22 protein-coding genes and 1 tRNA gene are annotated in these 23,300 nt (G+C 34.7%); 7 read left to right on the plus strand and 16 right to left on the minus strand.

Annotation, left to right across the window (positions count from 1 at the left end; genetic code table 11):
• The first annotated feature begins 45 nt into the window (after positions 1 to 45).
• Positions 46 to 1,104 carry a LacI family DNA-binding transcriptional regulator gene (locus tag ACSYSW_RS08105; protein WP_491705540.1) on the plus strand — a complete coding sequence of 353 codons (1,059 nt, stop codon included), beginning with the start codon at positions 46 to 48 and terminating at the stop codon, positions 1,102 to 1,104.
• A gap of 99 nt (positions 1,105 to 1,203) precedes the next feature.
• Here the strand turns inward: ACSYSW_RS08105 and truB are convergent, their stop codons facing one another.
• From truB to ACSYSW_RS08165, 12 genes are all read right to left on the minus strand, one after another.
• A complete protein-coding gene (truB, locus tag ACSYSW_RS08110) occupies positions 1,204 to 2,136 on the minus strand; it encodes a tRNA pseudouridine(55) synthase TruB (protein ID WP_491705539.1) in 933 nt (310 codons plus the stop codon).
• A gap of 141 nt (positions 2,137 to 2,277) precedes the next feature.
• Positions 2,278 to 2,655, minus strand: coding sequence for a 30S ribosome-binding factor RbfA (rbfA, locus tag ACSYSW_RS08115; RefSeq protein ID WP_491705538.1), 378 nt, complete (start codon positions 2,653 to 2,655; stop codon positions 2,278 to 2,280).
• Positions 2,656 to 2,768: 113 nt separating this feature from the next.
• Positions 2,769 to 5,456 (minus strand): translation initiation factor IF-2, encoded by a 2,688-nt coding sequence (infB, locus tag ACSYSW_RS08120; protein WP_491705537.1) that lies wholly within the window; start codon positions 5,454 to 5,456, stop codon positions 2,769 to 2,771.
• A gap of 17 nt (positions 5,457 to 5,473) precedes the next feature.
• Complete coding sequence (gene nusA, locus ACSYSW_RS08125; protein WP_491705536.1) at positions 5,474 to 6,949, minus strand: transcription termination factor NusA; 1,476 nt, start codon at positions 6,947 to 6,949, stop codon at positions 5,474 to 5,476.
• 26 nt (positions 6,950 to 6,975) lie between these two features.
• Complete coding sequence (rimP, locus tag ACSYSW_RS08130; RefSeq protein ID WP_491705535.1) at positions 6,976 to 7,428, minus strand: ribosome maturation factor RimP; 453 nt, start codon at positions 7,426 to 7,428, stop codon at positions 6,976 to 6,978.
• 260 nt (positions 7,429 to 7,688) lie between these two features.
• Positions 7,689 to 7,765: transfer RNA gene (locus tag ACSYSW_RS08135), tRNA-Met, on the minus strand.
• A gap of 73 nt (positions 7,766 to 7,838) precedes the next feature.
• Positions 7,839 to 8,645, minus strand: coding sequence for a tryptophan synthase subunit alpha (trpA, locus tag ACSYSW_RS08140; RefSeq protein ID WP_491705534.1), 807 nt, complete (start codon positions 8,643 to 8,645; stop codon positions 7,839 to 7,841).
• Positions 8,642 to 9,835, minus strand: coding sequence for a tryptophan synthase subunit beta (gene trpB, locus ACSYSW_RS08145; protein ID WP_491705533.1), 1,194 nt, complete (start codon positions 9,833 to 9,835; stop codon positions 8,642 to 8,644). The genes trpA and trpB overlap by 4 nt, the downstream gene beginning before the upstream one ends.
• A 4-nt stretch (positions 9,836 to 9,839) precedes the next feature.
• Entirely contained in the window at positions 9,840 to 11,240 is a 1,401-nt protein-coding gene (trpCF, locus tag ACSYSW_RS08150; RefSeq protein WP_491705532.1) for a bifunctional indole-3-glycerol-phosphate synthase TrpC/phosphoribosylanthranilate isomerase TrpF, read from the minus strand.
• A gap of 12 nt (positions 11,241 to 11,252) precedes the next feature.
• Positions 11,253 to 12,881: a bifunctional anthranilate synthase glutamate amidotransferase component TrpG/anthranilate phosphoribosyltransferase TrpD gene (trpD, locus tag ACSYSW_RS08155; protein ID WP_491705531.1), complete on the minus strand. Its 1,629-nt coding sequence runs from the start codon at positions 12,879 to 12,881 to the stop codon at positions 11,253 to 11,255.
• Positions 12,881 to 14,443: an anthranilate synthase component 1 gene (locus ACSYSW_RS08160; RefSeq protein ID WP_491705530.1), complete on the minus strand. Its 1,563-nt coding sequence runs from the start codon at positions 14,441 to 14,443 to the stop codon at positions 12,881 to 12,883. The genes trpD and ACSYSW_RS08160 overlap by 1 nt, the downstream gene beginning before the upstream one ends.
• A 161-nt stretch (positions 14,444 to 14,604) precedes the next feature.
• Positions 14,605 to 15,135, minus strand: a complete 531-nt coding sequence (locus ACSYSW_RS08165) for a cytochrome b (RefSeq protein ID WP_491705529.1) — start codon at positions 15,133 to 15,135, stop codon at positions 14,605 to 14,607.
• Between the two features lie 187 nt (positions 15,136 to 15,322).
• Here ACSYSW_RS08165 and ACSYSW_RS08170 point away from each other — a divergent pair, with 187 nt between their 5' ends.
• Both ACSYSW_RS08170 and ACSYSW_RS08175 read left to right on the plus strand, forming a co-directional pair.
• A complete protein-coding gene (locus ACSYSW_RS08170; protein ID WP_491705528.1) occupies positions 15,323 to 16,237 on the plus strand; it encodes an SPFH domain-containing protein in 915 nt (304 codons plus the stop codon).
• A gap of 108 nt (positions 16,238 to 16,345) precedes the next feature.
• A complete protein-coding gene (locus tag ACSYSW_RS08175; protein WP_491705527.1) occupies positions 16,346 to 16,810 on the plus strand; it encodes an NfeD family protein in 465 nt (154 codons plus the stop codon).
• A 28-nt stretch (positions 16,811 to 16,838) separates the two neighbouring features.
• Here the strand turns inward: ACSYSW_RS08175 and ACSYSW_RS08180 are convergent, their stop codons facing one another.
• The 3 genes from ACSYSW_RS08180 to dapD form a co-directional block, all read right to left on the minus strand.
• Positions 16,839 to 18,341 carry a hypothetical protein gene (locus ACSYSW_RS08180; RefSeq protein WP_491705526.1) on the minus strand — a complete coding sequence of 501 codons (1,503 nt, stop codon included), beginning with the start codon at positions 18,339 to 18,341 and terminating at the stop codon, positions 16,839 to 16,841.
• Positions 18,342 to 18,466: 125 nt separating this feature from the next.
• On the minus strand, positions 18,467 to 18,958 hold the full coding sequence (locus ACSYSW_RS08185; RefSeq protein WP_491705525.1) for a YajQ family cyclic di-GMP-binding protein: 492 nt from the start codon (positions 18,956 to 18,958) through the stop codon (positions 18,467 to 18,469).
• A gap of 173 nt (positions 18,959 to 19,131) precedes the next feature.
• On the minus strand, positions 19,132 to 19,959 hold the full coding sequence (gene dapD / locus ACSYSW_RS08190; RefSeq protein ID WP_491705524.1) for a 2,3,4,5-tetrahydropyridine-2,6-dicarboxylate N-succinyltransferase: 828 nt from the start codon (positions 19,957 to 19,959) through the stop codon (positions 19,132 to 19,134).
• A gap of 479 nt (positions 19,960 to 20,438) precedes the next feature.
• Between dapD and ACSYSW_RS08195 the strand changes: the two genes are divergently transcribed.
• From ACSYSW_RS08195 to ACSYSW_RS08210, 4 genes are read left to right on the plus strand one after another with little or no spacing between them, the layout of a single operon-like run.
• Positions 20,439 to 20,930 carry a prepilin-type N-terminal cleavage/methylation domain-containing protein gene (locus ACSYSW_RS08195; protein ID WP_491705523.1) on the plus strand — a complete coding sequence of 164 codons (492 nt, stop codon included), beginning with the start codon at positions 20,439 to 20,441 and terminating at the stop codon, positions 20,928 to 20,930.
• Positions 20,924 to 21,529 carry a hypothetical protein gene (locus ACSYSW_RS08200; RefSeq protein ID WP_491705522.1) on the plus strand — a complete coding sequence of 202 codons (606 nt, stop codon included), beginning with the start codon at positions 20,924 to 20,926 and terminating at the stop codon, positions 21,527 to 21,529. Before ACSYSW_RS08195 ends, ACSYSW_RS08200 begins: the two co-directional genes overlap by 7 nt.
• 39 nt (positions 21,530 to 21,568) lie before the next feature.
• Positions 21,569 to 22,003, plus strand: coding sequence for a DUF2509 family protein (locus ACSYSW_RS08205; RefSeq protein ID WP_491705521.1), 435 nt, complete (start codon positions 21,569 to 21,571; stop codon positions 22,001 to 22,003).
• A complete protein-coding gene (locus tag ACSYSW_RS08210) occupies positions 21,990 to 22,319 on the plus strand; it encodes a type IV pilus modification PilV family protein (RefSeq protein WP_491705520.1) in 330 nt (109 codons plus the stop codon). Before ACSYSW_RS08205 ends, ACSYSW_RS08210 begins: the two co-directional genes overlap by 14 nt.
• A 16-nt stretch (positions 22,320 to 22,335) precedes the next feature.
• On the opposite strand, the gene ACSYSW_RS08215 is transcribed toward ACSYSW_RS08210, so the two are convergent.
• Positions 22,336 to 23,097 (minus strand): alpha/beta fold hydrolase, encoded by a 762-nt coding sequence (locus ACSYSW_RS08215; protein ID WP_491705519.1) that lies wholly within the window; start codon positions 23,095 to 23,097, stop codon positions 22,336 to 22,338.
• Positions 23,098 to 23,300 lie beyond the last annotated feature (203 nt).

A 23,300-nucleotide genomic window follows, 5' to 3' on the forward strand; every position in this document is an offset into this window, starting at 1 on the left:
GACCTTTGATAACATTCACATTATGATCAATAACGTTTTTATGTTATGAAAAAACAAAAGTTTAATTTATCTATCATTGCTAAAAAAGCTAATTTATCGATTGCATCGGTATCAAGAGCATTAAATAAACCTTATTTAACCTCTTTTGAAACAAAGCAACGTGTTAATGATGCGTTACAAGATTTAAATGTTGAAATGGATCAATTATTAAAACCTTACAATGATAAAAATAAACATAAGAAAATTTTGATCATTGATAATCAATTACATCATCAACACTTAATTTTGGATGGTATAGAAAGTCATTTTCGTCAATTAGAGTATAAAATTAATTTGATTAAACTCGATAAAATAGATGAAAAAGATTTGTACTTGCTGATGCATTATATTGAACTTAATGCTATAGCTGGCATCATCATTATTAATGAAGTACATTTTTTAGAGCACTTTAAAAAATATGATTATGCTCTACCTCCGATTATTGTCGTCAATCATTTTTCGCGATATTTTCCCTGTGTTAATTTTGATCATATGATGATGGGCTTTCAATCGACAAAACATTGGTTAGATAATAATCATAAAAGAATTGCTATTTTGATTAGTCATTCGCATAAAATCAGTAAAGTGCAATTTTTAAAAGGCTATAAACAAGCATTAAAACGGGCGAATGTCAGATTTAAAAGTGATTATATCGTTGATAATTGTTTTAACTATGAACATGGTAAACAAGCCATTCTCTCTTTACTGCAGTGCACTTACCCACCATCTGCGATTATTTGTGCTGATCAGTTATGTTTAAGTCATCAAATAGATCAGGCTGATAACGAGGATCTCTACCTTTCACCATATGAAGTCAGTTTAGGCGCTTTACATCAACTTGAAATAATCAAAAATCATGGTGGTACTAAGATGTCATTATTATTTATTAGCCATTCAGTAAAATTAATGCATCAAGAATTACTGACGATAAGTCGTATCTATAAACCTTTAAAATCAATGGGAGAACAAGCCGCTCATTTGTTATGTGATTTCATTGAGAATAAATCGTCGTCTATACCTTGTAATAAAATTATCGATACTGAAAACTTTTTTTATTCGTCATAATTTTTTAAAAAACAATATAAAAATCTTTCAGCCATTTTCATATCAGTTATAAATCTCAATAATAAACCAGCTTTTGCAGCAAATACTCTTAGCTGTTAATTAATGAGCCGAATTTGCAATTAAGCGTTTTGGTATTAACTTATTGTCTTCAAGCATGCCTGCACCAATAAAATTGTCTTGTTGATAAATTCTAACTAACGAGTTTTTTTGTAAAAGATTATTTACGATTTGATTTTGTAAAAAAATAGTGCGTCCTAATAAAATATCGTCACCTTGTTGCTGGGATAAATCTATACGCGGATAATCTTGCAATGGGCTATCAACAGTTAATAGGTACTTATCCCTCTCTTTTAAGCTTTCAATCGATTGTAACCTATCTAAGGTAATCATTTTATCGATAGCATAGCTCGCAACTTGTAAACGGCGTAATTCAATAACATGTGCGCCACAACCTAATTTTTCGCCCAAATCATCAATGATCGTGCGTATATATGTTCCTTTTGAACAATGAATTTCTAACGTAATTTGCTTATTTATCTCATCATAGTTAATTAATTCATTGGTAAATACTGTTATCGGTCTTGCTTCGCGTTCGATAACGATTCCTTGTCGAGCATATTCATATAGCGGGCGCCCTTGATGTTTTAATGCTGAAAACATCGTCGGAATTTGCATAATATCACCACGAAAACTCGATAATTGTTGTAAAATATCTGTTTTTGTTAAATTAACCGGTTTTGTACTAATAATTTTGCCTTCCGCATCCGATGTATCTGTGCGCTGTCCTAATTGAGCAATAACTTGATAACGTTTATCTGAATCCAATAAATATTGAGAAAATTTCGTTGATTCGCCAAAACAAATAGGGAGCATTCCAGTTGCTAAAGGATCTAAAGCTCCGGTATGACCGGCTTTTTTAGCATTAAATAACCATTTTACTTTTTGTAATACATCGTTCGATGATAAGCCCTTGGGTTTATCAAGTAATAAAACGCCGTGAAGATCACGGCGTATTTTTTTAACATTCATCATTTTACACTTTTATCATTTTATACGATCGTTTTTATGGTTTGACCATAGCATAGTAGTTGCCTTTAAAACAGACAATTTATTTAGTTAAAATTGATATATAAAGCCATTATTTTGCTTTATATTAAACATTAACTTAATCAATTATTGCTTACGACGATTCTCGTCATTTTTAATCACATCTGATACTAAATTAGACATTTGCATGCCTTTTACAAGCGATTCATCATAAAAGAATTTTATATCAGGTACGATTCTTAAACGCATCGCTTTACCAACTAAGGTACGAATATAGCCAGCAGCGTCATTAAGAATTTTTAATCCTTGTTCAATAACAATGGGATCTTCGTCATATAAAAAAGTAACATACACTTTTGCATAAGCTAAATCTCGCGAAATATCAACGCCTGAGACCGTAACCATTCCAAGCCGAGGATCTTTGATTTCACGTTGCAAAATAATTGCGATTTCTTTTTGTAATTCATGTCCAACACGAGATGAGCGGTTAAATGCTTTTGCCATTTCTATTGTCCTTTAAATAATAATAAGCAAGGTATTAACCTTGCTTATTATGATCATCAATTAAGATGAAGGTGGATACCTTTTAATAAGTCAGTAAAATCTACCTAAACTAACTAAATTGTACGCTTAATTTCAATTGTTTCAAATACTTCGATTGAGTCACCAACCCGTACATCATTGTAATTGCGAACGCCAATACCACATTCCATCCCATTACGCACTTCATTCACATCATCTTTAAAGCGACGTAATGATTCAAGCTCACCTTCGTAAATCACAACGTTATCGCGCAGTACACGAATTGGGTTATGACGTTTAACAACACCCTCAACTACCATACATCCAGCAATTGCGCCAAATTTTGGTGATTTAAATACATCGCGCACTTCTGCAAGACCAATAATTTCTTGCTTATATTCAGGGGCAAGCATACCACTCATGGCTTGTTTAACTTCGTCTATCAAATCATAAATGACCGAATAATAACGTAAATCAAGATTTTCAGTATCAATCACTTTGCGAGCTGAAGCATCAGCACGGACATTAAAACCAAGAATAATCGCGTTAGATGCAGCAGCAAGTGATGCATCAGTTTCGGTGATCCCACCAACGCCTGAGCCAATAATTTTGACTTTAACTTCATCGGTTGATAATTTTAATAAAGCATCATTAATTGCTTCAACCGATCCTTGTACGTCCGCTTTTAATACAATATTTAACTCTGATACATCACCTTCAGTCATGTTGGTAAACATATTTTCAAGTTTAGCTTTTTGTTGTCGCGCCAATTTCACATCACGGAATTTACCTTGACGATATAATGCGACTTCACGCGCTTTTTTCTCATCACGTACAACCGTTGCTTCATCACCTGCAGAAGGAACGCCTGATAAGCCTAAGATCTCAACGGGAATCGATGGTCCTGCGGCAATAACTTCTTTACCCAGTTCATTACGCATCGCACGAATTCGACCATACTCAAAGCCACAAAGGACAATATCACCTTTATGCAACGTTCCTGATTGCACTAAAACTGTAGCAACCGAACCGCGCCCTTTATCTAAGAAAGACTCAATAACAACACCGCTCGCCATTCCTGTTTCATAAGCAGTTAATTCTAATACTTCAGCTTGTAGTAAAATCGATTCTAATAGTTGATCAATACCGAGACCTGTTTTAGCAGAAACATGCACAAATTGTGATTCACCACCCCAATCTTCTGACATAACGCCATATTGTGCAAGCTCACCTTTTACACGTTCAGGATCGGCTTCTGGTTTATCAATCTTATTAACGGCAACAACAATTGGCACATTGGCGGCTTTTGCATGTTGAATTGCTTCAATAGTTTGAGGCATAACGCCATCGTCTGCGGCAACAACTAGAACAACAATATCTGTTGCTTTAGCACCACGAGCACGCATTGATGTAAATGCAGCATGTCCTGGAGTATCTAAGAAGGTAATATCGCCATTTTCGGTTTTAACATGATAAGCACCGATATGTTGCGTAATACCACCCGCTTCGCCAGAGGCAACTTTTGCTTTACGAATATAGTCAAGTAACGAAGTTTTACCATGGTCAACGTGTCCCATAATAGTTACAACAGGTGCACGAGAAACTTTTTCTGCACCCGTATCACGATCGCTCATGATAGATTCTTCAAGTTCGTTTTCACGACGAAGAACCACTTTATGTCCCATTTCTTCAGCAACTAATTGAGCTGTTTCTTGATCGATAACCTGATTAATTGTTGCCATCGCCCCCATTTTCATCATGGTTTTAATGACTTCAGAACCTTTAACTGCCATTTTATTGGCAAGCTCAGCAACAGTAATTGTTTCGCCAATCACTACATCACGGTTAACGGCTTGAGCTGGTTTAACAAACCCTTGTTGTAATGCACTTTTACCTTTCTTTTTATGACCACTTCGAGTAATTGCTCTCGCTTCTTCTCTCTCCGCTTTACCTTCAGATAGTTTGCTGCCTTTTTTCTGTTTGGTTTGTTTACTATTACGACCACGACCGCTTTCGACTTCGCGATCCGTATCATCTTCTGCTGCACGAGCATATTTAGATGTCGTTACATGATAATCTTCATCTTCTAACATTTCATTGTCGGTCGAATCATTATATTGTTGCGCTAATTTGCGTGCTTCTTCAGCCATGCGTTTTGCTTCTGCCTCTAATTTACGGCGGTTTTCTTCTTCTGCCTTGCGTTTAATTTCGTTTGCTTCAGCTTCGAGTTTCGCTTTCTGATCGTTAGCTGATTTTAACTTAGGATCAACTACTTTAGCAGTAACGGACTCTGCAGTTTGTTTAACATTTTGCTCACGTCTTACACGTTCGTCTTCTTCTGCTTGTTGGCGTTTTTTAGTTTCTTCAGCTTTTTTTGCTTGTTCTTCTGCCAATTTTGCTTTTTGTTCTGCTTCTTGACGTGCTTTTAACTCTTCCTCTTGCTTCGCTTTTTGCTCTGCTTCTAAGCGAGCTTTTTCTTGCGCCGCCGCGATTTCAGCCGGATCTTGCTTTACAAAAGTTCGTTTTTTTCGGACTTCAACTTTAATTTCTTTATTTTTGCCACCATTGCCAGACACATTTAATGTGGAATGTGTTTTACGTTGAAGCGTCAATTTTGTTTGACCTTGCTGAGGATTTAAATGAGCAAGCAAAGCCTCTTTTTCTTTTTGGCTCACATTGTCAGATGCTGTTTTTTTTATGCCAGCATCTGCAAATTGTTGCAAAAGAGTATCCACTGGTGTTTTTATTTCTTTAGCCAGGGTTTCTATTGATACTTTGGTCATGTGTTAATGTCCCTCAATTATTCATTTGCAAACCAACAAATATTACGCGCAGCCATAATAAAATCGCCAGCTTGTTTGCTTGTTAAATTTTCTATATTTTCGATGTCTTCAATACCTTGCTCAGCTAAGTCTTCTAATGTAATCACATCACGATTTGCTAACTGATAGGCTAATTCGTTAGTCATGCCAGGTAAATTTAAAAGTTCCTGTGATGGTTGTTTATTACCACTATGAGCTAGCGCTAATGTTGTTAAGGCATCTTTGGCACGATTTCTTAATGCTTCAACTAATTCCTCATCAAGCGCTTCAATTTCGAGTAATTCATCAACGGGTACATATGCCAATTCTTCAAGTGAAGTAAATCCTTCTTCTACAAGTAATTTCGCAAGTTCTTCATCAATATCTAAATATTTCATTAAATTATTGATTGCGGCAAAAGATTCTGCTTGATGTTTTTCTTGTAGATCATCGGTACTCATCACATTTAGCGTCCAACCTGTTAATAAAGATGCTAAGCGAATATTTTGTCCATTGCGCCCAATTGCTTGTGGTAAATTATCGGCATTTACTGCCACATCCATAGTATGTTTATCTTCATCAACAACAATAGAAACAACATCAGCCGGAGCCATGGCATTAATGACATATTGTGCAGGATTTTCATCCCAAAGTACGATATCAATACGCTCGCCACCAAACTCATTAGATACAGCTTGCACACGCGCACCGCGCATACCGACACAAGCACCAACTGGATCGATACGTCTATCATTACTTTTAACAGCGATTTTAGCTCGCGAACCAGGATCACGCGCTACGCCTTTAATATCAATAATCTCTTCACCGATTTCTGGTACTTCAATCCTGAATAATTCTTCCATCATTTTTGGATTGGAGCGGCTTAAATACAGTTGAGCCGGTTTATTGTCTTGTTCAAGTAAATATAAAATACCACGAACTCTATCACCAATACGGAAGTTTTCTCGTGGTAACATATCATGACGTGTCATGATCGCATCCGCATTATTACCAATATCAAGGATCACACTTTCACGAGTCGTTTTTTTAACAATCCCTGTCACAATATCATCTAAACGACTTCTAAACATGTCGATAATCATTGCTCGCTCAGCTTCTCGCACTTTTTGAACAATAACTTGTTTAGCGGTTTGTGTTGTTATCCTATCAAAAGCAACAGATTCAATTTGTTCATCAACATAATCACCTAATTGTTTACTAGGATCTTCATATTGTGCTGCTTCTAAGGTTGTTTCTTTTGTTGGTAGCGTGACATTATCAACAACAAGCCAGCGACGAAATGTTTCGTAATCACCCGTTTTGTGATCAATTTTAACGACAACATCAATATCAACTGAATATTTCTTTTTAGTGGCGGTTGCTAATGCTGTTTCTAAGGCTTCAAAAATCTTATCTCGAGTCAGTGCCTTCTCGTTTGACACAGCTTCTACAACGGCTAAAATCTCTTTATTCATTCTTTTACACCCACACTCTATTAAGGTTAAAAATTTGGCACAATATTGGCTTTTTGAATATTACTAAAAGCAAATATTTCGTCATTACCATCGACGGTAAGGGTAATCATGTCATTATCGACAGATTTAATTCGACCTTTCCATTTGCGGCGATTAGCAACTGGGATACGTAAACTCATCGTTACCTCTTCACCTGTAAAACGCTGATAATCTGTCACAGTAAATAGGGGTCTATCTAAACCAGGAGAAGAAACTTCGAGGGTATAGGCATCTTTAATTGGATCTTCGACATCTAAAACAGCACTAATTTGTCGGCTAACATCAGCACAATCATCTACATTAATGCCATTTTCACTATCAATATAAACGCGCAAAACGGGAGCGCGCCCTCGAATATATTCTAAACCAACTAATTCAAAACCAATGGCTTTGACTGGCTCTTGAATAATATCCGTCAATTGTTGTTCTATGCTAGTCAAACAAAACCTCCACGACAGAAAAGAAAAAAGGGCATAAAGCCCAACATCTTGTATTTAAATTTATTTACGTTAATGCTTTTATAACAAAAGTAAATGAAACAAAAGCGATAAGGCAACAATAAAAAAGCCCCGGTATCCGAGGCTACATTTAAAATAAACTAGAATGAAGCCACTTGTCACAAACCATCATCAGACGATTAATACAAGCGCCTTAAAACTTGATAATTAAGTTAATTAAATGATGGATAAGAAAACTTAAGTGGTTGCGGGGGCTGGATTTGAACCAACGACCTTCGGGTTATGAGCCCGACGAGCTACCAAGCTGCTCCACCCCGCGATAGATAGAATGACAGTATATAGGATCTTTACATAATTGCAAGTCCTCATTTTATCTTTCCACTGATTAAATCTTATTGATAAGTACTTGCTTTCATCTTACGAACAAAATCCGTCAGTTTTACTAACATCGCTTTTGGATCATGAAGATTATTTTCAATAATTTTGACAGTAGCCGATCCTGCTATAGCTCCAGCAGCTCCTGCCATTATCGCTTCTTTCACTTGTGCAGGCTCTGAAATACCAAAGCCTTGAATAGCCGGTGGTGCATTAAAATGTTTCAATTTGCTAATAAGCTCAGGTAACGGTTTAGCCGCTTTGATTTCTGCTCCCGTTACTCCTGCTCGCGAAACAAGATAAGTGTAGCCTTGACCATATTTAGCAATTTCTTGTATCACAATATCATCGGCATTTGGCGGGCAAATAAAAATCGGGGCAATTTGATGTTTATTTGCTGCTGCTGTAAATTCTGAAGCATATTCAACTGGCACATCCGCAATTAAAACAGAATCAATCCCCGCTTTTGCGCAAAGTGCATAAAAAGGGTCAATGCCGGCTTTAAAAACTAAATTAGCATAAATAAGTAAACCTATTGGAATATCAGTATATTTAGCTCTAATTTCAGCAATAATTTCAAAACACTTTTTAACATTAATGCCTCCCTCAAAAGCCCGTAAATTAGCAGTTTGTATTGTCGGACCATCGGCAAGCGGATCAGAAAAAGGGATCCCCAGTTCTAACGCGTCTGCGCCCGCTTCAATTAATGTTTCAATAATTTGTTGTGATAACTTAGGATCTGGATCACCAACTGGGACAAAAGGTACAAATGCACCTGCGTTTTTTGCGTTTAATTGTTTAAATAAACGTTGATAACGATTCATTCCACCTCTCCTTTTGCTTTTAAAATATCATAAACAGTAAAAATGTCTTTATCACCACGACCTGATAAATTGACTAACAAAACTTGTTCTTTTTGTGGATTTTGTTTAATGAGCTTTAATGCATAAGCTAAGGCATGCGAAGATTCTAAAGCAGGAATAATACCTTCATGAATAGATAATGCTTTAAATGCATCTAACGCTTCATCGTCAGTAATCGACACATATTGCGCTCGCCCAATGCTATCTAAATGAGCATGCTGTGGACCGACTGATGGAAAATCTAAACCTGCCGAAATCGAATAAGATTCTTCAATTTGTCCTTCTTCCGTTTGCATCATGGGTGATTTCATTCCAAAGTAAATACCTAATTTACCGTGTTTTAATGATGCGCCATGTTGCCCAGTTTCGATGCCTTTTCCTGCTGGCTCAACACCAATTAATTCAACCGATTTATCATCGATGAAATTGGCAAACATACCAATTGCATTAGAGCCACCACCAACACAAGCAATAACAGCATCGGGTAATTGCTGTTCACGTGCTAAAATTTGTTGTTTAGCTTCAGCACTGATAACTTGCTGAAATTCTCGAACAATCGTTGGGAAAGGATGTGGGCCTGCTGCTGTTCCAAGCAGATAATGCGAATTTTCATAGCTCCCTGACCAATCCCTTAATGCTTCATTACAGGCATCTTTTAGCGTTGCTGAGCCGGTTGTGACTGGAATCACTGTTGCCCCCATTAAACGCATACGAAACACATTCGGTGCTTGCCGTGCTACATCTTTTGCTCCCATATAAATACGGCATTTTAACCCTAATAAAGCACAGGCAAGCGCTGTTGCAACACCATGTTGACCGGCGCCTGTTTCGGCAATAATATGCGTTTTACCCATTCTTTTCGCTAATAAGGCTTGCCCTAATACTTGGTTAGTTTTATGTGCCCCGCCATGGACAAGATCTTCACGCTTTAAATATAATTTGGTTTTTGTTCCTTTTGTTAAATTTTGACAAAGCGTTAAAGCAGTTGGGCGCCCTGCATAATTTTGTAATAAGTCATTTAATTCTTGTTTAAAACTTTCATCTTGCTGCGCTGACAAAAAGGCAGCTTCAAGCTCATCAAGAATTGGCATTAATATTTGTGGCACATATTGCCCACCAAATTCACCAAAATAGGGATTTAACTTCGACATAAAATTACCTTTTTTTCATCGTTTGAATCTGTAAAAAAACCGTGCGGATTTTTTGTTCATCTTTAATTCCTGCCGTGCTTTCAACGCCAGAATTAAGATCAACACCTAAAACGCCCATTGCGAAAGCTTGCTCAATATTTTGCGGATTAATCCCCCCCGCTAAAATTACTTTAGTTAAATCATAATCTTTTAATAACGTCCAATCAAAAGACTGTCCTGTACCTCCTTTTTGATTGTCAAAAATATATCTATCAATACAAGGATGAGGGATAAAGTTAGTATTTTTAGCAACACTAACCGCTTGCCAAATTTGGCAAGATGCAGGTAACAAATCACGTAAACTATTAATATAAGATTGATCTTCATCGCCATGGAGCTGCACCGCATATAAACTAAGTTTATTGACAATGTCATTAATGGTTTCAATGCTCTCGTTTCGAAATACACCTACCCAATTAAGCGGTATCTCTTTTTTTACTAATTGCGCTGATAAAGGGTCGATATAACGAGCAGATGACTTTACAAAAATGAGCCCACCATAAACAGCACCGGCTTGATAGGCAGCTTTAGCATCTGTATTACGTGTTAAACCACAGACTTTATTCTCACCATAAAGTACCTTTCTTACTGCTAAATGGAGATCTAGCTCTGACATTAAGGCACTGCCAATCAAAAATCCATGTGCATAAGGACTAAGCGATAAAATGTCTTGATGGGTATAAATGCCTGATTCACTTATAATGATCCTATCATTAGGAATCAGGGTTGAAAGTTTTTTAACACGATTTAAATCAACCGATAAATCGCGCAAATCGCGATTATTAATACCAATGACTTTTGCATCAAGATTAATGGCTCGCAATACTTCCTGCTCGTTACTTGCTTCGGTTAATATACCCATATTTAGCTGATGAGCGACCTCGCTTAAATGCCGGTATTCTTCATCATTTAAAACAGATAACATCAATAAAATTGCATCCGCCTGATAATATCTTGCCAAATAAATTTGGTATTCATCAATAATAAAATCTTTACATAAAATAGGCTGCTCCACCTGCTGTCGAACCATCGGCAAAAAGTCAAAATTACCTTGAAAATACTTTTCATCGGTCAAGACAGATATTGCCGAGGCATAATCTTTATAAACCGAAGCAATCACAACCGGATCAAAATCATCACGTATTAACCCTTTTGAAGGGGATGCTTTTTTGCATTCTAAAATAAATGCAGGTGTCTTTTGCGCTAATGCTTGATAAAAACTGCGATTAGTTGGCTTAATTTGGGATTTAAAATCAATTAATGGTTTTTCTTGCTGTTTATTAGCAAGCCAAATGGCTTTATCTTCGATAATTTTTTTTAATACCGTTGCCATTTCGACATTTGTACTTAAAGATGCTAGTGTCATAATTAATTTGCCTTATCTTGCTGCAAGCTGGTTAAGTAATTGATAAGCTTGCCCGCTTTGCATCATCTCTATGGCTCGCTGTGCATTTTGTTTTAAATCTGCATGACCAAATAAACTCATTAACATGGACGTATTTGCCGCAATTGCTGCTTGATGTGCCTCTCTCCCTTGTCCTTTTAAAATGGCAAGTAAACTATCGCGATTTTCTTCTGGCGTGCCACCTTCAATATCTTTTAAGTTATAGGTTGCTAAACCAAAATCATCGGGCGTTAAACTAAAATAGCGAATTTGACCATTTTTGACTTCGGCGACATCGGTTTGACCATGTATTGCTACTTCATCCATCCCAGCACCATGAACAACATAAGCATGCTGATAATTTAATTTAATTAGTGCCTCGGCAATGGGTTTTATAAGCTTTGTATCATATACGCCTAATAATATTTTTTTCGGTCTTGATGGATTGATAAGCGGACCTAATACATTGAATATTGTGCGCGTTTTTAATTGTTGCCTCACTTGGGCCGCATGTCGGAAGCCGCTATGATATTGCTGGGCAAATAAAAAGCAAATGCCCAGTTCATCGAGCGCTTTTCGTGACTCATCAGCAGACATATTTAACTTTATTCCTAAAGCCGATAACACATCAGAAGAGCCAGATTTACTTGAGACGCCTCGATTACCATGTTTCGCCACTTTAAAGCCCAAAGCGGCAGCAACAAAGGCACTTGCTGTTGAAATATTGATACTATTTGTGCCATCACCACCTGTGCCGACAATATCGGTATAATCATAATCAGGCGATGAAAAATGATCGGCGCCCGCTAATAATGCGCTTGCAGCCCCAGCTATTTCTTGTGGCTCCTCACCCCGTACTTTCATACTGATAATCGCCGTTGCTAACTGAGTATTGTCTATTTTACCTTGAATAATCAGGCTAAATAATTGTTCGCTTTCTGCCTGTGACAAGCTATAACCTTGGTACAATTTATGTAAAATAGCCTGAATTTGATAAGTTTGTTTTTCATTGAATGATTGATTGACAATAGCCTTATTATTAATAGGCTCTTGTGCCCAATTAATCGCTTGTTCTAATAATTTTACGCCTTGAATCGTTAAAATAGACTCAGGGTGAAATTGAAAACCGCATACTCTATCCCCATCATGCCGAACTGCCATTACAATATTATTAAACATTGCATTGATTATTAGACTTGAAGGAATATTTTCTCCTTTTAAAGAATGATAACGGGCTACCGGCAAAGGATTGGGTAAATTTGCAAACATGGCTTGCCCATCATGTTCAATTAATGATGCTTTACCATGTAAAATATCCCCAGCCGAAACAATGCTTCCTCCATAAGATTCAACAATGGCTTGATGTCCTAAACAAATTCCAATAATGGGTATTTTTCCTTTTAATCGCCGAATTAATTCAGGCATACAGCCCGCTTTACTGGGTGCTCCAGGTCCTGGCGATAAAAATAAAATCGGATTTTGCATATGCGATAATTTTTCAATAATGACATCTGCAGGTAATGTATTACGATAAATAGTCACATCATGCTGATTATTGCGTAGCTGATCGACAAGATTATAAGTAAAAGAATCCATATTATCGATAAATAAAATAGTCGCCATTAAAAATCCCCTTTCACATTATGAGCAGATAAAATGGCACGAACAACAGCACGCGCTTTATTTCGGGTTTCATCGGCTTCGGCTTGTGGATTTGAATCTAAAACTACACCCGCACCTGCTTGCACAATGGCTTCGCCATTTTGGACATAAGCAGAACGAATTACAATACAGGTATCTAAATCACCATGAGCAGTAAAATATCCAACCGCCCCACCATAACTGCCACGTTTAGATTTTTCTGTCTCGGCAATTAATTGCATAGCGCGAATTTTTGGTGCACCTGTTAATGTACCCATATTCATGGTCGCTTGATAAGCATGCAACGCATCAAAATCCTCTCTTAATTGCCCAACAATGCGTGAAACCAAGTGCATCACATACGCATACCTATCAACGTTGAGTAGATTTTTTGTGTAACGCGTTCCAGCTTTACAAATGCGTGCTAAATCATTGCGCGCTAAATCAACTAACATTAAATGTTCGGCTAATTCTTTTTTATCGGTACGCATTTCTAACTCTAAACGGCTATCAAGATCCAAATCGATCTCGCCCGTATCAAGATAGCCACGAGGTCTTGAACCTGCAATCGGGTAAATTTCAACTTCATTAGTTGCTCGGCAATATTTGACAGCACTTTCTGGCGATGCACCAAATAAAACAAAATCGTGATCTTGCATATAAAACATATACGGGCTAGGATTTTGTGCTTTTAAGGCTTGATAGGCAGCTAAAGGCTCAGGGCAAGGTAAACTAAAACGTCTTGAGGGTACTACTTGGAATATTTCACCTTGTTGTATGGCATCTTGCATTTTTTTAACAATCGTTGAAAAATCATCATCATTAAGATTTGAAGCAACCGAAACTTGTGCAAGTGACGTTTGATTAATTGGTAATAAAGGTTTTTCAAGCTGCGTTACTATTTCTTGCAAACGGATATTTAATCTATTTTCTTCTGTCTTATCTCCCGTAAATATGGTCGCTTTTAAAGATGCTTTTTTATCTTGATGATTTATTTCTAATAAAGTTTCAGCAAGATAAAAACAGTAATCTTGGCAATTTAAATCTGAATCTAGCGCAGGTAATGCTTCAAAATTAGCCACTAAATCATAGCCAAATAAACCACCAATAAAAATAGCATCTTGCCCAGCCGAATCCGGAATATTCACTAGGTTTAATAAAGCTCGTAGCGCGTCAAATATTGACAATGACTTTAATCTTGAATCTTCATCTTGCAATAAAGAAATAGTCGGAAATGTTAAGGTAATATGTTGATGACTTAGTGTATTTTTTATTACATCATCACCAAAAAAATCTACTATTAATGGTAAAAGTGCCTGCCCATTATCGCTCAAAGCTTCGATGATGACTTGATTATTTATAGCCGAAATACGCAGCGCACTATCAATAATCATGACACTTTTAATACCTTGTTTATTATCTATTTCGGCAGATTCTAATAAAAGCGTTGCCGGTCTTTGTTGGCAAAGTGTATTAAACACCAAGCTAGGATCTGAAAAGTAATTCAAGTTTTTTGATAATTGAATTAAAGTCGGTTTATTCATTAGGATCTTCTTGATTCGCTTATGAGTGAATTTGTACTATTAGACTAGTTCAACGAGGCAATGTCAAGGGGAATGAAATTTTAATTCATAATAATTTTTATCATTAAGTCCAAAACAATAAAATAGTTTTGTTATAGTTTCATCATTTAAATGTTAAAAAGCTAAGATTTTGGTTTTCGAAAGCTCAATAACATACTTTCAACCAGTTTATCTTTTAAATAAAACCGATGATATATGGCAATTAGTACATGTAAACAAATTAGAAAAATAAATGCCATACCAAAAATATTATGTACGCGATACATGTCCTTTTGTATCTCGATAGGTAATGGTATTTGCGGAATAATAAAACATCCAAAAAAATTAATGCCGTTATTACTCATTAAATAACCTGTAATTGGCATAAATAACAATAATAAATATAAACAGCCTTGCAAGGATTTATCTAATATTTTTTGTATGCGAGGACTGTTTACATATAAATCAGGAACACCTTGTTTTTTAATAATATATAAACGTAATATTGTTAAAAAAAAGATAAGTATACCTAATGATTTATGTAATCTAAATAATGGTAACATGTCCGCAAAAAAAGAGCGTCCAAAGGGTAATAAGATAGCAATAATAACGAATAAAGCAGAGAGCCAATGAATAATGATTTCTGCCAAAGAATATTTTGGATAATTGTTCATTGTTTATTTTTCTCTTATTTTGGTAAGAATTTTCAGTATAAACTGATTTTTAATTATAAGATATTTATGTTGAAAAAAATTCAAATTAATTGTTTATAAAACACTCCGATAATCTAGTAAAAATACCAAAAACTGTTACTATAAATCGCTTTTTAATTTTTATAATAAAATGAGAGGATTCTTAATTATGACTTTATTTTATATTATTATTGGTATTTTGGTATTTTTTGCACTTATTACATTGGCTAAAACGATTATTATCGTTCCACAAGGTCAAGAATATACCATTGAGCGTTTTGGTAAATATACACATACTATCACTCCAGGTCTTAATATTCTTGTTCCTTTTATGGATAGCATTGGTCATAAAATGAATTTGATGGAACAAGTGCTCGATATTCCATCACAAGAAGTTATCTCAAAAGATAATGCAAATGTGCAAATTGATGCCGTTTGTTTTATCCAAGTACAAGATGCTGCCCGTGCAGCTTATCAAGTAAGACAATTAGATCGCGCTATCATCAATCTTATTATGACCAATATCCGTACCGTTCTTGGTGGAATGGAACTTGATGAGATGTTATCTCAGCGTGATCATATTAACTCTAAATTATTAGTTACGGTTGATGAAGCAACCGCTTCGTGGGGGGTAAAAATCACCCGTATTGAAATTCGTGACGTTCGGCCGCCACATGAATTAATCGCGGCGATGAATGCACAAATGAAAGCAGAACGTAATAAACGTGCTGAAATTTTAGAAGCGGAAGGGATCCGTCAAGCCGCTATTTTACGTTCTGAAGGTGAAAAACAATCTGAAATTCTGAAAGCAGAAGGTGAAAAACAAGCGGCATTTTTACAAGCTGAAGCACGTGAACGAGCTGCAGAAGCAGAAGCGAAAGCAACCAAAATGGTGTCAGATGCCATTGCAGCAGGTAATATTAATGCGATTAATTACTTTGTGGCACAAAAATATACCGATGCTTTACAACAAATTGGTTCATCTAAAAATAGTAAATTAATTATGATGCCTTTAGAAGCAAGTAGTATTATGGGTAGCATTAGTGGTATTGCTGAATTAATTAAAGAAACTAAATCATCATAATGCGAAAATAATTGATTATAAAATGCGCTATTTGTCATATAAAAGCGCATTTTTAGTTATTATAATCCTGTTTGATACTCAAATTATATTTTTGTAAAGGTCAACATTATGAACGAATTTATTACGTTGATTTATAACTCACCAATGTTATTTTTTATTGGTTTAGGTTTTATCTTTTTAATCATTGAATTATTAGGTACCGACGCTTATTCCTTTTGGTGTGGTATTGCTTCTTTTTTAGTTGCTATATTAGCTAGCTTTAATATTTTAAGCTGGCCTTTTTTATGGATCGCTTTTTCAATATTAAGCATCTTGTCAGTTTATTTGTGGTATAAATGGCAAAAAAATAAACGTAAAAAATCAACCCATCAATCAACAATCAATCAGCCACAGCATGAGCTTATTGGTATTAGAACTTTTGTTACTGTATCTATTATTAATGGTACAGGGCGCGTTAAGATAAAAGATGGTAGCTGGATTGCAACGAGCAAGCATGACATTCCTCAAGGCACGGCCGTTGAAGTAACAAATTGCGATGGTATCACGTTAACCGTCAAAGCAATCGATTCTTAATTGCAATCCCCATATTATGGGGATTATTTTATTCGCCACGGCATAAAACTAATGCGGTACGATGTTCGCTGGCAGGTCCATCAAATCCTATGTCTCCATGAGCATAAAGATGATATTGTTTTGTGCTTGAATATATTTCGCCTATCCATGAAAATAAAGTTTTCGTCCATAAGCTGTTTTTATAATTATTCACATTTCCCCACTCACTCGTAAATGTTCCGATATCCCTCGAAAAATAGCTAGTCTTATAAGGAACCGAAGATTCTTCTTGATAACGATGACTGTCCGCAAATGGGCTATTACTTAATTCATCTCGACGATACATATATTGTTGTCGCCAACTACTGTAATTTAAAGAAGTAGCTTGTTCTTTGGTTGTGGCTTGACTTGAATCACTCGCCACGCCGCGACATAAATCTAATGCGATGAAAGAGGTTGATGTCTCTAAATTACTATTATTATTCGCATAATAATTAACACCTTTGCCAATTGCCCATTTTTTAATTTGAGAAGCTGCTATGGTATAACTACCTATTTTTTGCCAATTAGAATTAGTATTTTGACTATATTCTAAATTTAATAAGATATCACTACTAGGTTTCCTAGTTAAATTCGGATTGAATGTCACAATGCAGTTTTCACCATTAGTTTGGGATGCCTTACCCGATAAAATTACATCATTACTAAGAGTCGAACAACGAAAATGACTTTGATCATTACCCGAACCAATTACCGTGAATTCCGCTCCAGCAAACGCCGTCGTTGGAAAACCTGCCTCAACTTTAAATCCGTTTCCTGCTTGTTTATACCCTCCCCAATCTTCTTGGACCGCTCTTGCTGTCAATTTACCTACTTGCCAAGTATCAGGATTATAACCATTAGCATATTTAATATTATCGCCAGCTGAGCCTATATAAATCGACATATCTGCAGGTTGAAGGTAGCAAATTTTTTGATAATGGGGAACAAAGGTATAACTGATTTGTGCATCACCATAACTTCGCGTGTTGGGTTCGCCATATTTTGTTTTAACTTTGACATTCGTTAAGGTATATATCACTTTATATGGACCACCACAATCATTAAGCGTATAAGCTAATTGTTCTGTTGGCAGTTGTTGGTCACCGTTATACCATGTTGCATTAATTGAGCCTAATATTTGCACATTGGCATCGTCATTTGCATCATCATCATCATCAACCACAACCCAATCAGATAATAAAAGTGAATCATTATTAGCTATAATAGATGGCTTTACATCACTTAAGTGTAAATTTAATGGAGCTGTGATTGGTAAATGTCTATCGGCGGGATTAATTTTTTGCATCTGACCATTATCGTCAGGAAAACTAATGCTTAATATATTATTAATATCCGTGAGTTGCGTTTTATCATCTTTGGATATCAAATAAGGAGGCGTACCTTTTATTGTATCTTGACTACTTGCTGTTATTATTGTTGCATGAGAGAAAACAGGCGTGAAAATTAAAATTATGCTTAGAAAAATTGTATGTATTATATCTTTTTTCATAACTATTTACCTCTTATTTTACATAATTATAACATTATCTAATAATAAAAACCGTTATTTTACACGGTAAAATAATAAATAGAATAACTAATCATTAATGATATTAGAATATTCCATGATTAAAATTAATCACGGAAATTAGTAAATTGTAAAGGTTGATCTAATTCACTATTCTTAATTAATGCGATAGTTGCTTGTAAATCATCACGAGATTTCCCCGTAACCCTAACTTGTTCGCCTTGAATTTGTGCTTGTACTTTAATTTTACTGTCTTTAATTAATTTAATTATTTTTTTGGCTAATTCTTTATCAATACCTTGTTTCAACTTAATCGTTGTACTGTATAGTTTACCACTGTGTTCCATTTGTTCAGGGATTTCAAGTGCAGCACCATCTATACCTCGTTTAGCAAGCTTATCGCGTAAAATATCAATAAGTTGATTAACCTGAAAATCGGATTGGCTTGTGATAGTTATCGTTTCGTTTTTTTCATTTAATTCAAAGCTCGCTTCGACATTTTTAAAATCCCAACGAGTTGTTAATTCACGAGTGGCATTTTCTACGCCGTTTTTTACTTCCGGCATTTGAATTTCAGAAACAATATCAAAAGAAGGCATAAGTTTTCCTGTTTTATTAAATACAATAATTATATTAAATCATTGTAAATGATAATTAATAATTTAAATTAGATCTCTATTTTAAAACCATTTAGAATTTAATATAAAGAGATATCAAACTATAGAAATAAACATAGTGGCTAATGCCACTATAATAGATCAAAATAAATCAACTATTCGTCAATCGTTCTTAATAATTCATTGATACCCACTTTTCCAAGTGTTTTAGCATCCACTTTTTTAACAATAACGGCACAATAAAGGCTGTATTTTCCATCTTTAGTTGGCAAATTACCAGAAACAACAACTGAACCTGCAGGTACGCGCCCGTAATGCACCTCTCCTGTTGTTCTATCATAAATTTTAGTGCTTTGGCCAATAAATACACCCATCGAAATAACTGAACCTTCTTCAACGATTACGCCTTCTACAATTTCACTGCGTGCACCAATAAAACAGTTATCTTCAATAATAGTCGGATTGGCTTGTAAAGGCTCTAGTACACCACCGATACCAACACCACCAGATAAATGAACATTTTTACCAATTTGAGCACAAGATCCAACGGTTACCCACGTATCGACCATCGTTCCCTCATCAACATACGCGCCAATATTAACATAAGAAGGCATTAAGACCGTATTACGTGCAATATAAGCACCTTTACGAGCTATTGCTGAAGGGACAACACGAAAACCCTCTTGTTTAAATCTCGCTTCGGTATAATCGGCAAATTTAAGGGGGACTTTGTCATAATAATTCGTTTCACATCCATCAATTAATTGATTTTCATTAATTCTAAAAGAAAGTAATACCGCTTTTTTAAGCCATTGATGCGTAACCCAATCACCATTAATTTTTTCTGCCACGCGCATTTTACCACTATCAAGCAATTGAATAGTTTGAGTAATAGCGTCTTTAGTTGCAGAATCTACAGTAAGCGGGGTAATATCAGCACGGCGTTCGAATGCTGTCTCAATAATGGATTGTAATTGTTGCATTTTTACGTTTCCTTTCGGTGTATTTGTCAAAGATGATCATATTAGCTATAAGTATATAACTTTATTGATCGTCGACGAATGGGTTAAACTCGTATTGCTAAAAAAACTTCATTAAATGCAATTGAAATTAGTATGCATTTCGTTTAAATCATTTTTTAACAAAGTAAGCGGCGCAAAATAAAATTGAACTTCAGTATAATATAATCAATGCTTATTTTTAAGCGCTTTATCGTTAACAAAATTTTATAACTTACTTGAAATAATTAACATTGCTAATAAATTAGTATTTTGTCGACGATTTTGATAAATCCTATTGCCATTTTTTTAATCAATAAATTGCTTACTAATGAAAACAAAAATCCATCATTTAGAATAACTGCGATCAATATCTCAATTTAAAAAAGATCCCTACCCCACAATTTAAAATTAATTACACTCTATTTCTACTTTATATTACTGATTAATTACAGGTCATTACTATGTGCCAATATGGTTTTTCATTACTTGAACTTATCATCACGATAGTGATCTTTGCTTTACTTGCTAATGTTGGCATTGGTCAATGGTCTACATTTAAACTAAAGAATGAATTGATTGATACAACCCAGCAATTAGCTCAATTTTTAACGCTAATACAGATGGAAGCGAATATATATAATGTCAATTATAGACTTAAATTAACATCAGATCCGTGGCGTTTATTTGCCGTTAATGAAGATATACATTTAGATAAATTGGATGATGATTCAAATAGTAAACAATTTATTTTTAACCGCCCCATTAATTCTGTCGTTATTGATGGTTTGACCGATAAAAAAAAGATTATGTTTTGGGGAGTAAATAATAGACTATCAACTTTTTCTTTTCATTTACAAAATTCGGTTGGTAAAACAAAAGTCATCAATGCATTTAATGGTCGCATTCGTATATGTAGTATAAACGAACAATTAGGCGGAATGCCAAAATGTTAACCATCACAAATTCACTTAATGAACAAGGCATCTCGTTATTTGAGATGTTAATTAGTCTTATTCTCTCGAGCCTATTAGTTTTGAGTGTTTGTCATTTTTATCCGCAATTACAGTTATTTTTTTTTCAGCAATCAAAACAATTTCGTTTAGAACAAACTACTTGGCAAATACTTTCAGGATTAGCAAAGCAAATTAAACGCGCGGGTTTTAATTCCGTTCGTAGTTCTTTTAGCAAATCTAATACTATCGAGATTTTAAATAATAAACAGTGCCTTCTTTTGCGTTACGATAGCCAACTAAATAATCAAGTAAGTTACCAATTAAATAATAATGAATTGACTCCTAATGTGAATAAACACCCTTTGACAACTTTTGCGTATCGCTATCATCAGCAAAATTTAGAATATAAAACAGATGTTAATGATTGTTATGGCGTTAATTGGTATAAATTATTTGATCCAAATGAAATTAAATTAACTCATTTTGCGATCAACAAATATGCTAATACGATTATTCTTTCTTTAAAGGCGGAATATGTTCATCATGCCAATATTTATTATCAAACTCATTTACTTGTCAGAAATGAGAATAATGAATAAAAATTGGTTATTTATAGTTAAATCCATAATCGGTATTTTATGATTCTTCATTGTTCAACTGATTTTGAAAAAGGATTTGCAAATCTTACCTTAATGGTAATTCTATTAATATTTGGATTAAGTTTAGCAATCGGATTTAATATGCTAGCCATGCATTGGCAAAAATCATTATGGATAGAAAAAAAATATTATGAGAGCTTTAATTATGCTATGTCGTCATTACATTGGTCAACATTACAATATTGGCAAAACCCGACTCATAAATGGCAATGTAAAACTGATTTTAATTTTCAAGCTTGTATACGTTTATCAACATCTGTCACAAGCACAATAGATACTTTGCCTGTTTTAATAAAAGGAAGATACCAAAATTTTACACTTTTTCGTTTTGCTGTATTTGAACATGGAAAACTACATAATTTAGCTAATCAGTGGTTAGATTATTGTCCAGAAAAAAAAGGTGATTGCTATTAAAGGTAAAGAACAAGGATTTTTACTCATCGAGATATTAATAGCCAGTTTAATTTTTGCGATTGTCACAATAAGTTTGCTTAATCTTAGTCAAGCATTAATCAATAAACATATTTATTTTTATGATCAGATAAAAGCTGAGCGCATAGCTTTCCAATTACTTGAAAGTTATCCAAATGTTTATTCAATCAATATACCTAAACAAATCAATTATCAAATGAACATTAAATCTTATTTAACGAAGTGCCAAATGGTACAAGTTAACGTGCAATTTACCAATGCAACGCCCATTCAGCAACAACGGTTATTTTGCGATTGAGTATTTTTTAATATTCTCACTCATTTTTTAATAACCATTTTTCAATAATTTGAATGACCTCTTGACTAGCTTCACTATGAACATTGTGTCCGACATTATCAATCGTTACGATATCAGCAAATGGGAATTGACTTAATATCATCGGATAATAAGCTTCTTCAATATAATGAGATCTGCCCCCTCGGATAAATAAAATAGGTTTAAAGCATGGTGGGATCATTTGCCAATCACGTATATTTGCATAATTATCATGAATAGACTTTATATTAAATTGCCACTGGTTATTTTTATAAGATTTAATTAAAAACTGAATAATTGCCGACGATAATCCACCCTCTTGTAACGCGTAAATAATATCTTTTTTGTCGGTTAATTGAAGATTTAGGCATTGATTTAAAGCATTTAAGACATCTACATTTGAGCTATCTTGATAACTCACCGGTGCAATATCAAGAACCACAATTTTAGTAATTAAGTCCGGGATAATTTGCGTAAGCTTCATTGCCACTTTTCCGCCCATCGAATGCCCAATTAAGATGATATTGTTAAGCTGTAAGGTTTGACATAGTGTAGCGACATCTTGCGCCATAGCCTTATAATTCATTTCATCTGACCAAGGCGATAAACCATGATTAGGTAAATCAACTTGTAGTGTTTGATACTCTGCCCCTAATGCATTCGCCAAAATATTTAAATTATCTAAATTCCCCAATACTCCATGTAAAAAAACGATGGTTTGACCTGAGCCTTGAATTTTATAATGTAAAGGTATGCTCATTTATATTTCCTATATAACCCTTAAAACAATGAGTATAACAATTAATTTAAATAGAATTTAATAAATCTTATTTGGAATAAGAATAAAGAGAAAATAAGAATAAATAGCAAGTTTTTGCATTAACTGTTAATCTGTTAAAAAAGATTAGTTAAAAAGATTTAATGAATTTAGAAAAAAGACCGATAATGAAGAAAATGTAATTA

The sequence above is a fragment of the Gilliamella sp. ESL1225 genome, assembly GCF_058502635.1.

Coding starts and splice junctions, on each gene's coding strand:
- ACSYSW_RS08105 (WP_491705540.1), top strand. CDS start 46: ATGAAAAAACAAAAGTTTAATTTATCTATCATTGCTAAAAAAGCTAAT.
- truB (WP_491705539.1), bottom strand. CDS start 2,136: ATGATGAATGTTAAAAAAATACGCCGTGATCTTCACGGCGTTTTATTA.
- rbfA (WP_491705538.1), bottom strand. CDS start 2,655: ATGGCAAAAGCATTTAACCGCTCATCTCGTGTTGGACATGAATTACAA.
- infB (WP_491705537.1), bottom strand. CDS start 5,456: ATGACCAAAGTATCAATAGAAACCCTGGCTAAAGAAATAAAAACACCA.
- nusA (WP_491705536.1), bottom strand. CDS start 6,949: ATGAATAAAGAGATTTTAGCCGTTGTAGAAGCTGTGTCAAACGAGAAG.
- trpA (WP_491705534.1), bottom strand. CDS start 8,645: ATGAATCGTTATCAACGTTTATTTAAACAATTAAACGCAAAAAACGCA.
- trpB (WP_491705533.1), bottom strand. CDS start 9,835: ATGTCGAAGTTAAATCCCTATTTTGGTGAATTTGGTGGGCAATATGTG.
- trpCF (WP_491705532.1), bottom strand. CDS start 11,240: ATGACACTAGCATCTTTAAGTACAAATGTCGAAATGGCAACGGTATTA.
- trpD (WP_491705531.1), bottom strand. CDS start 12,881: ATGGCGACTATTTTATTTATCGATAATATGGATTCTTTTACTTATAAT.
- ACSYSW_RS08160 (WP_491705530.1), bottom strand. CDS start 14,443: ATGAATAAACCGACTTTAATTCAATTATCAAAAAACTTGAATTACTTT.
- ACSYSW_RS08165 (WP_491705529.1), bottom strand. CDS start 15,135: ATGAACAATTATCCAAAATATTCTTTGGCAGAAATCATTATTCATTGG.
- ACSYSW_RS08170 (WP_491705528.1), top strand. CDS start 15,323: ATGACTTTATTTTATATTATTATTGGTATTTTGGTATTTTTTGCACTT.
- ACSYSW_RS08175 (WP_491705527.1), top strand. CDS start 16,346: ATGAACGAATTTATTACGTTGATTTATAACTCACCAATGTTATTTTTT.
- ACSYSW_RS08180 (WP_491705526.1), bottom strand. CDS start 18,341: ATGAAAAAAGATATAATACATACAATTTTTCTAAGCATAATTTTAATT.
- ACSYSW_RS08185 (WP_491705525.1), bottom strand. CDS start 18,958: ATGCCTTCTTTTGATATTGTTTCTGAAATTCAAATGCCGGAAGTAAAA.
- dapD (WP_491705524.1), bottom strand. CDS start 19,959: ATGCAACAATTACAATCCATTATTGAGACAGCATTCGAACGCCGTGCT.
- ACSYSW_RS08195 (WP_491705523.1), top strand. CDS start 20,439: ATGTGCCAATATGGTTTTTCATTACTTGAACTTATCATCACGATAGTG.
- ACSYSW_RS08200 (WP_491705522.1), top strand. CDS start 20,924: ATGTTAACCATCACAAATTCACTTAATGAACAAGGCATCTCGTTATTT.
- ACSYSW_RS08205 (WP_491705521.1), top strand. CDS start 21,569: ATGATTCTTCATTGTTCAACTGATTTTGAAAAAGGATTTGCAAATCTT.
- ACSYSW_RS08215 (WP_491705519.1), bottom strand. CDS start 23,097: ATGAGCATACCTTTACATTATAAAATTCAAGGCTCAGGTCAAACCATC.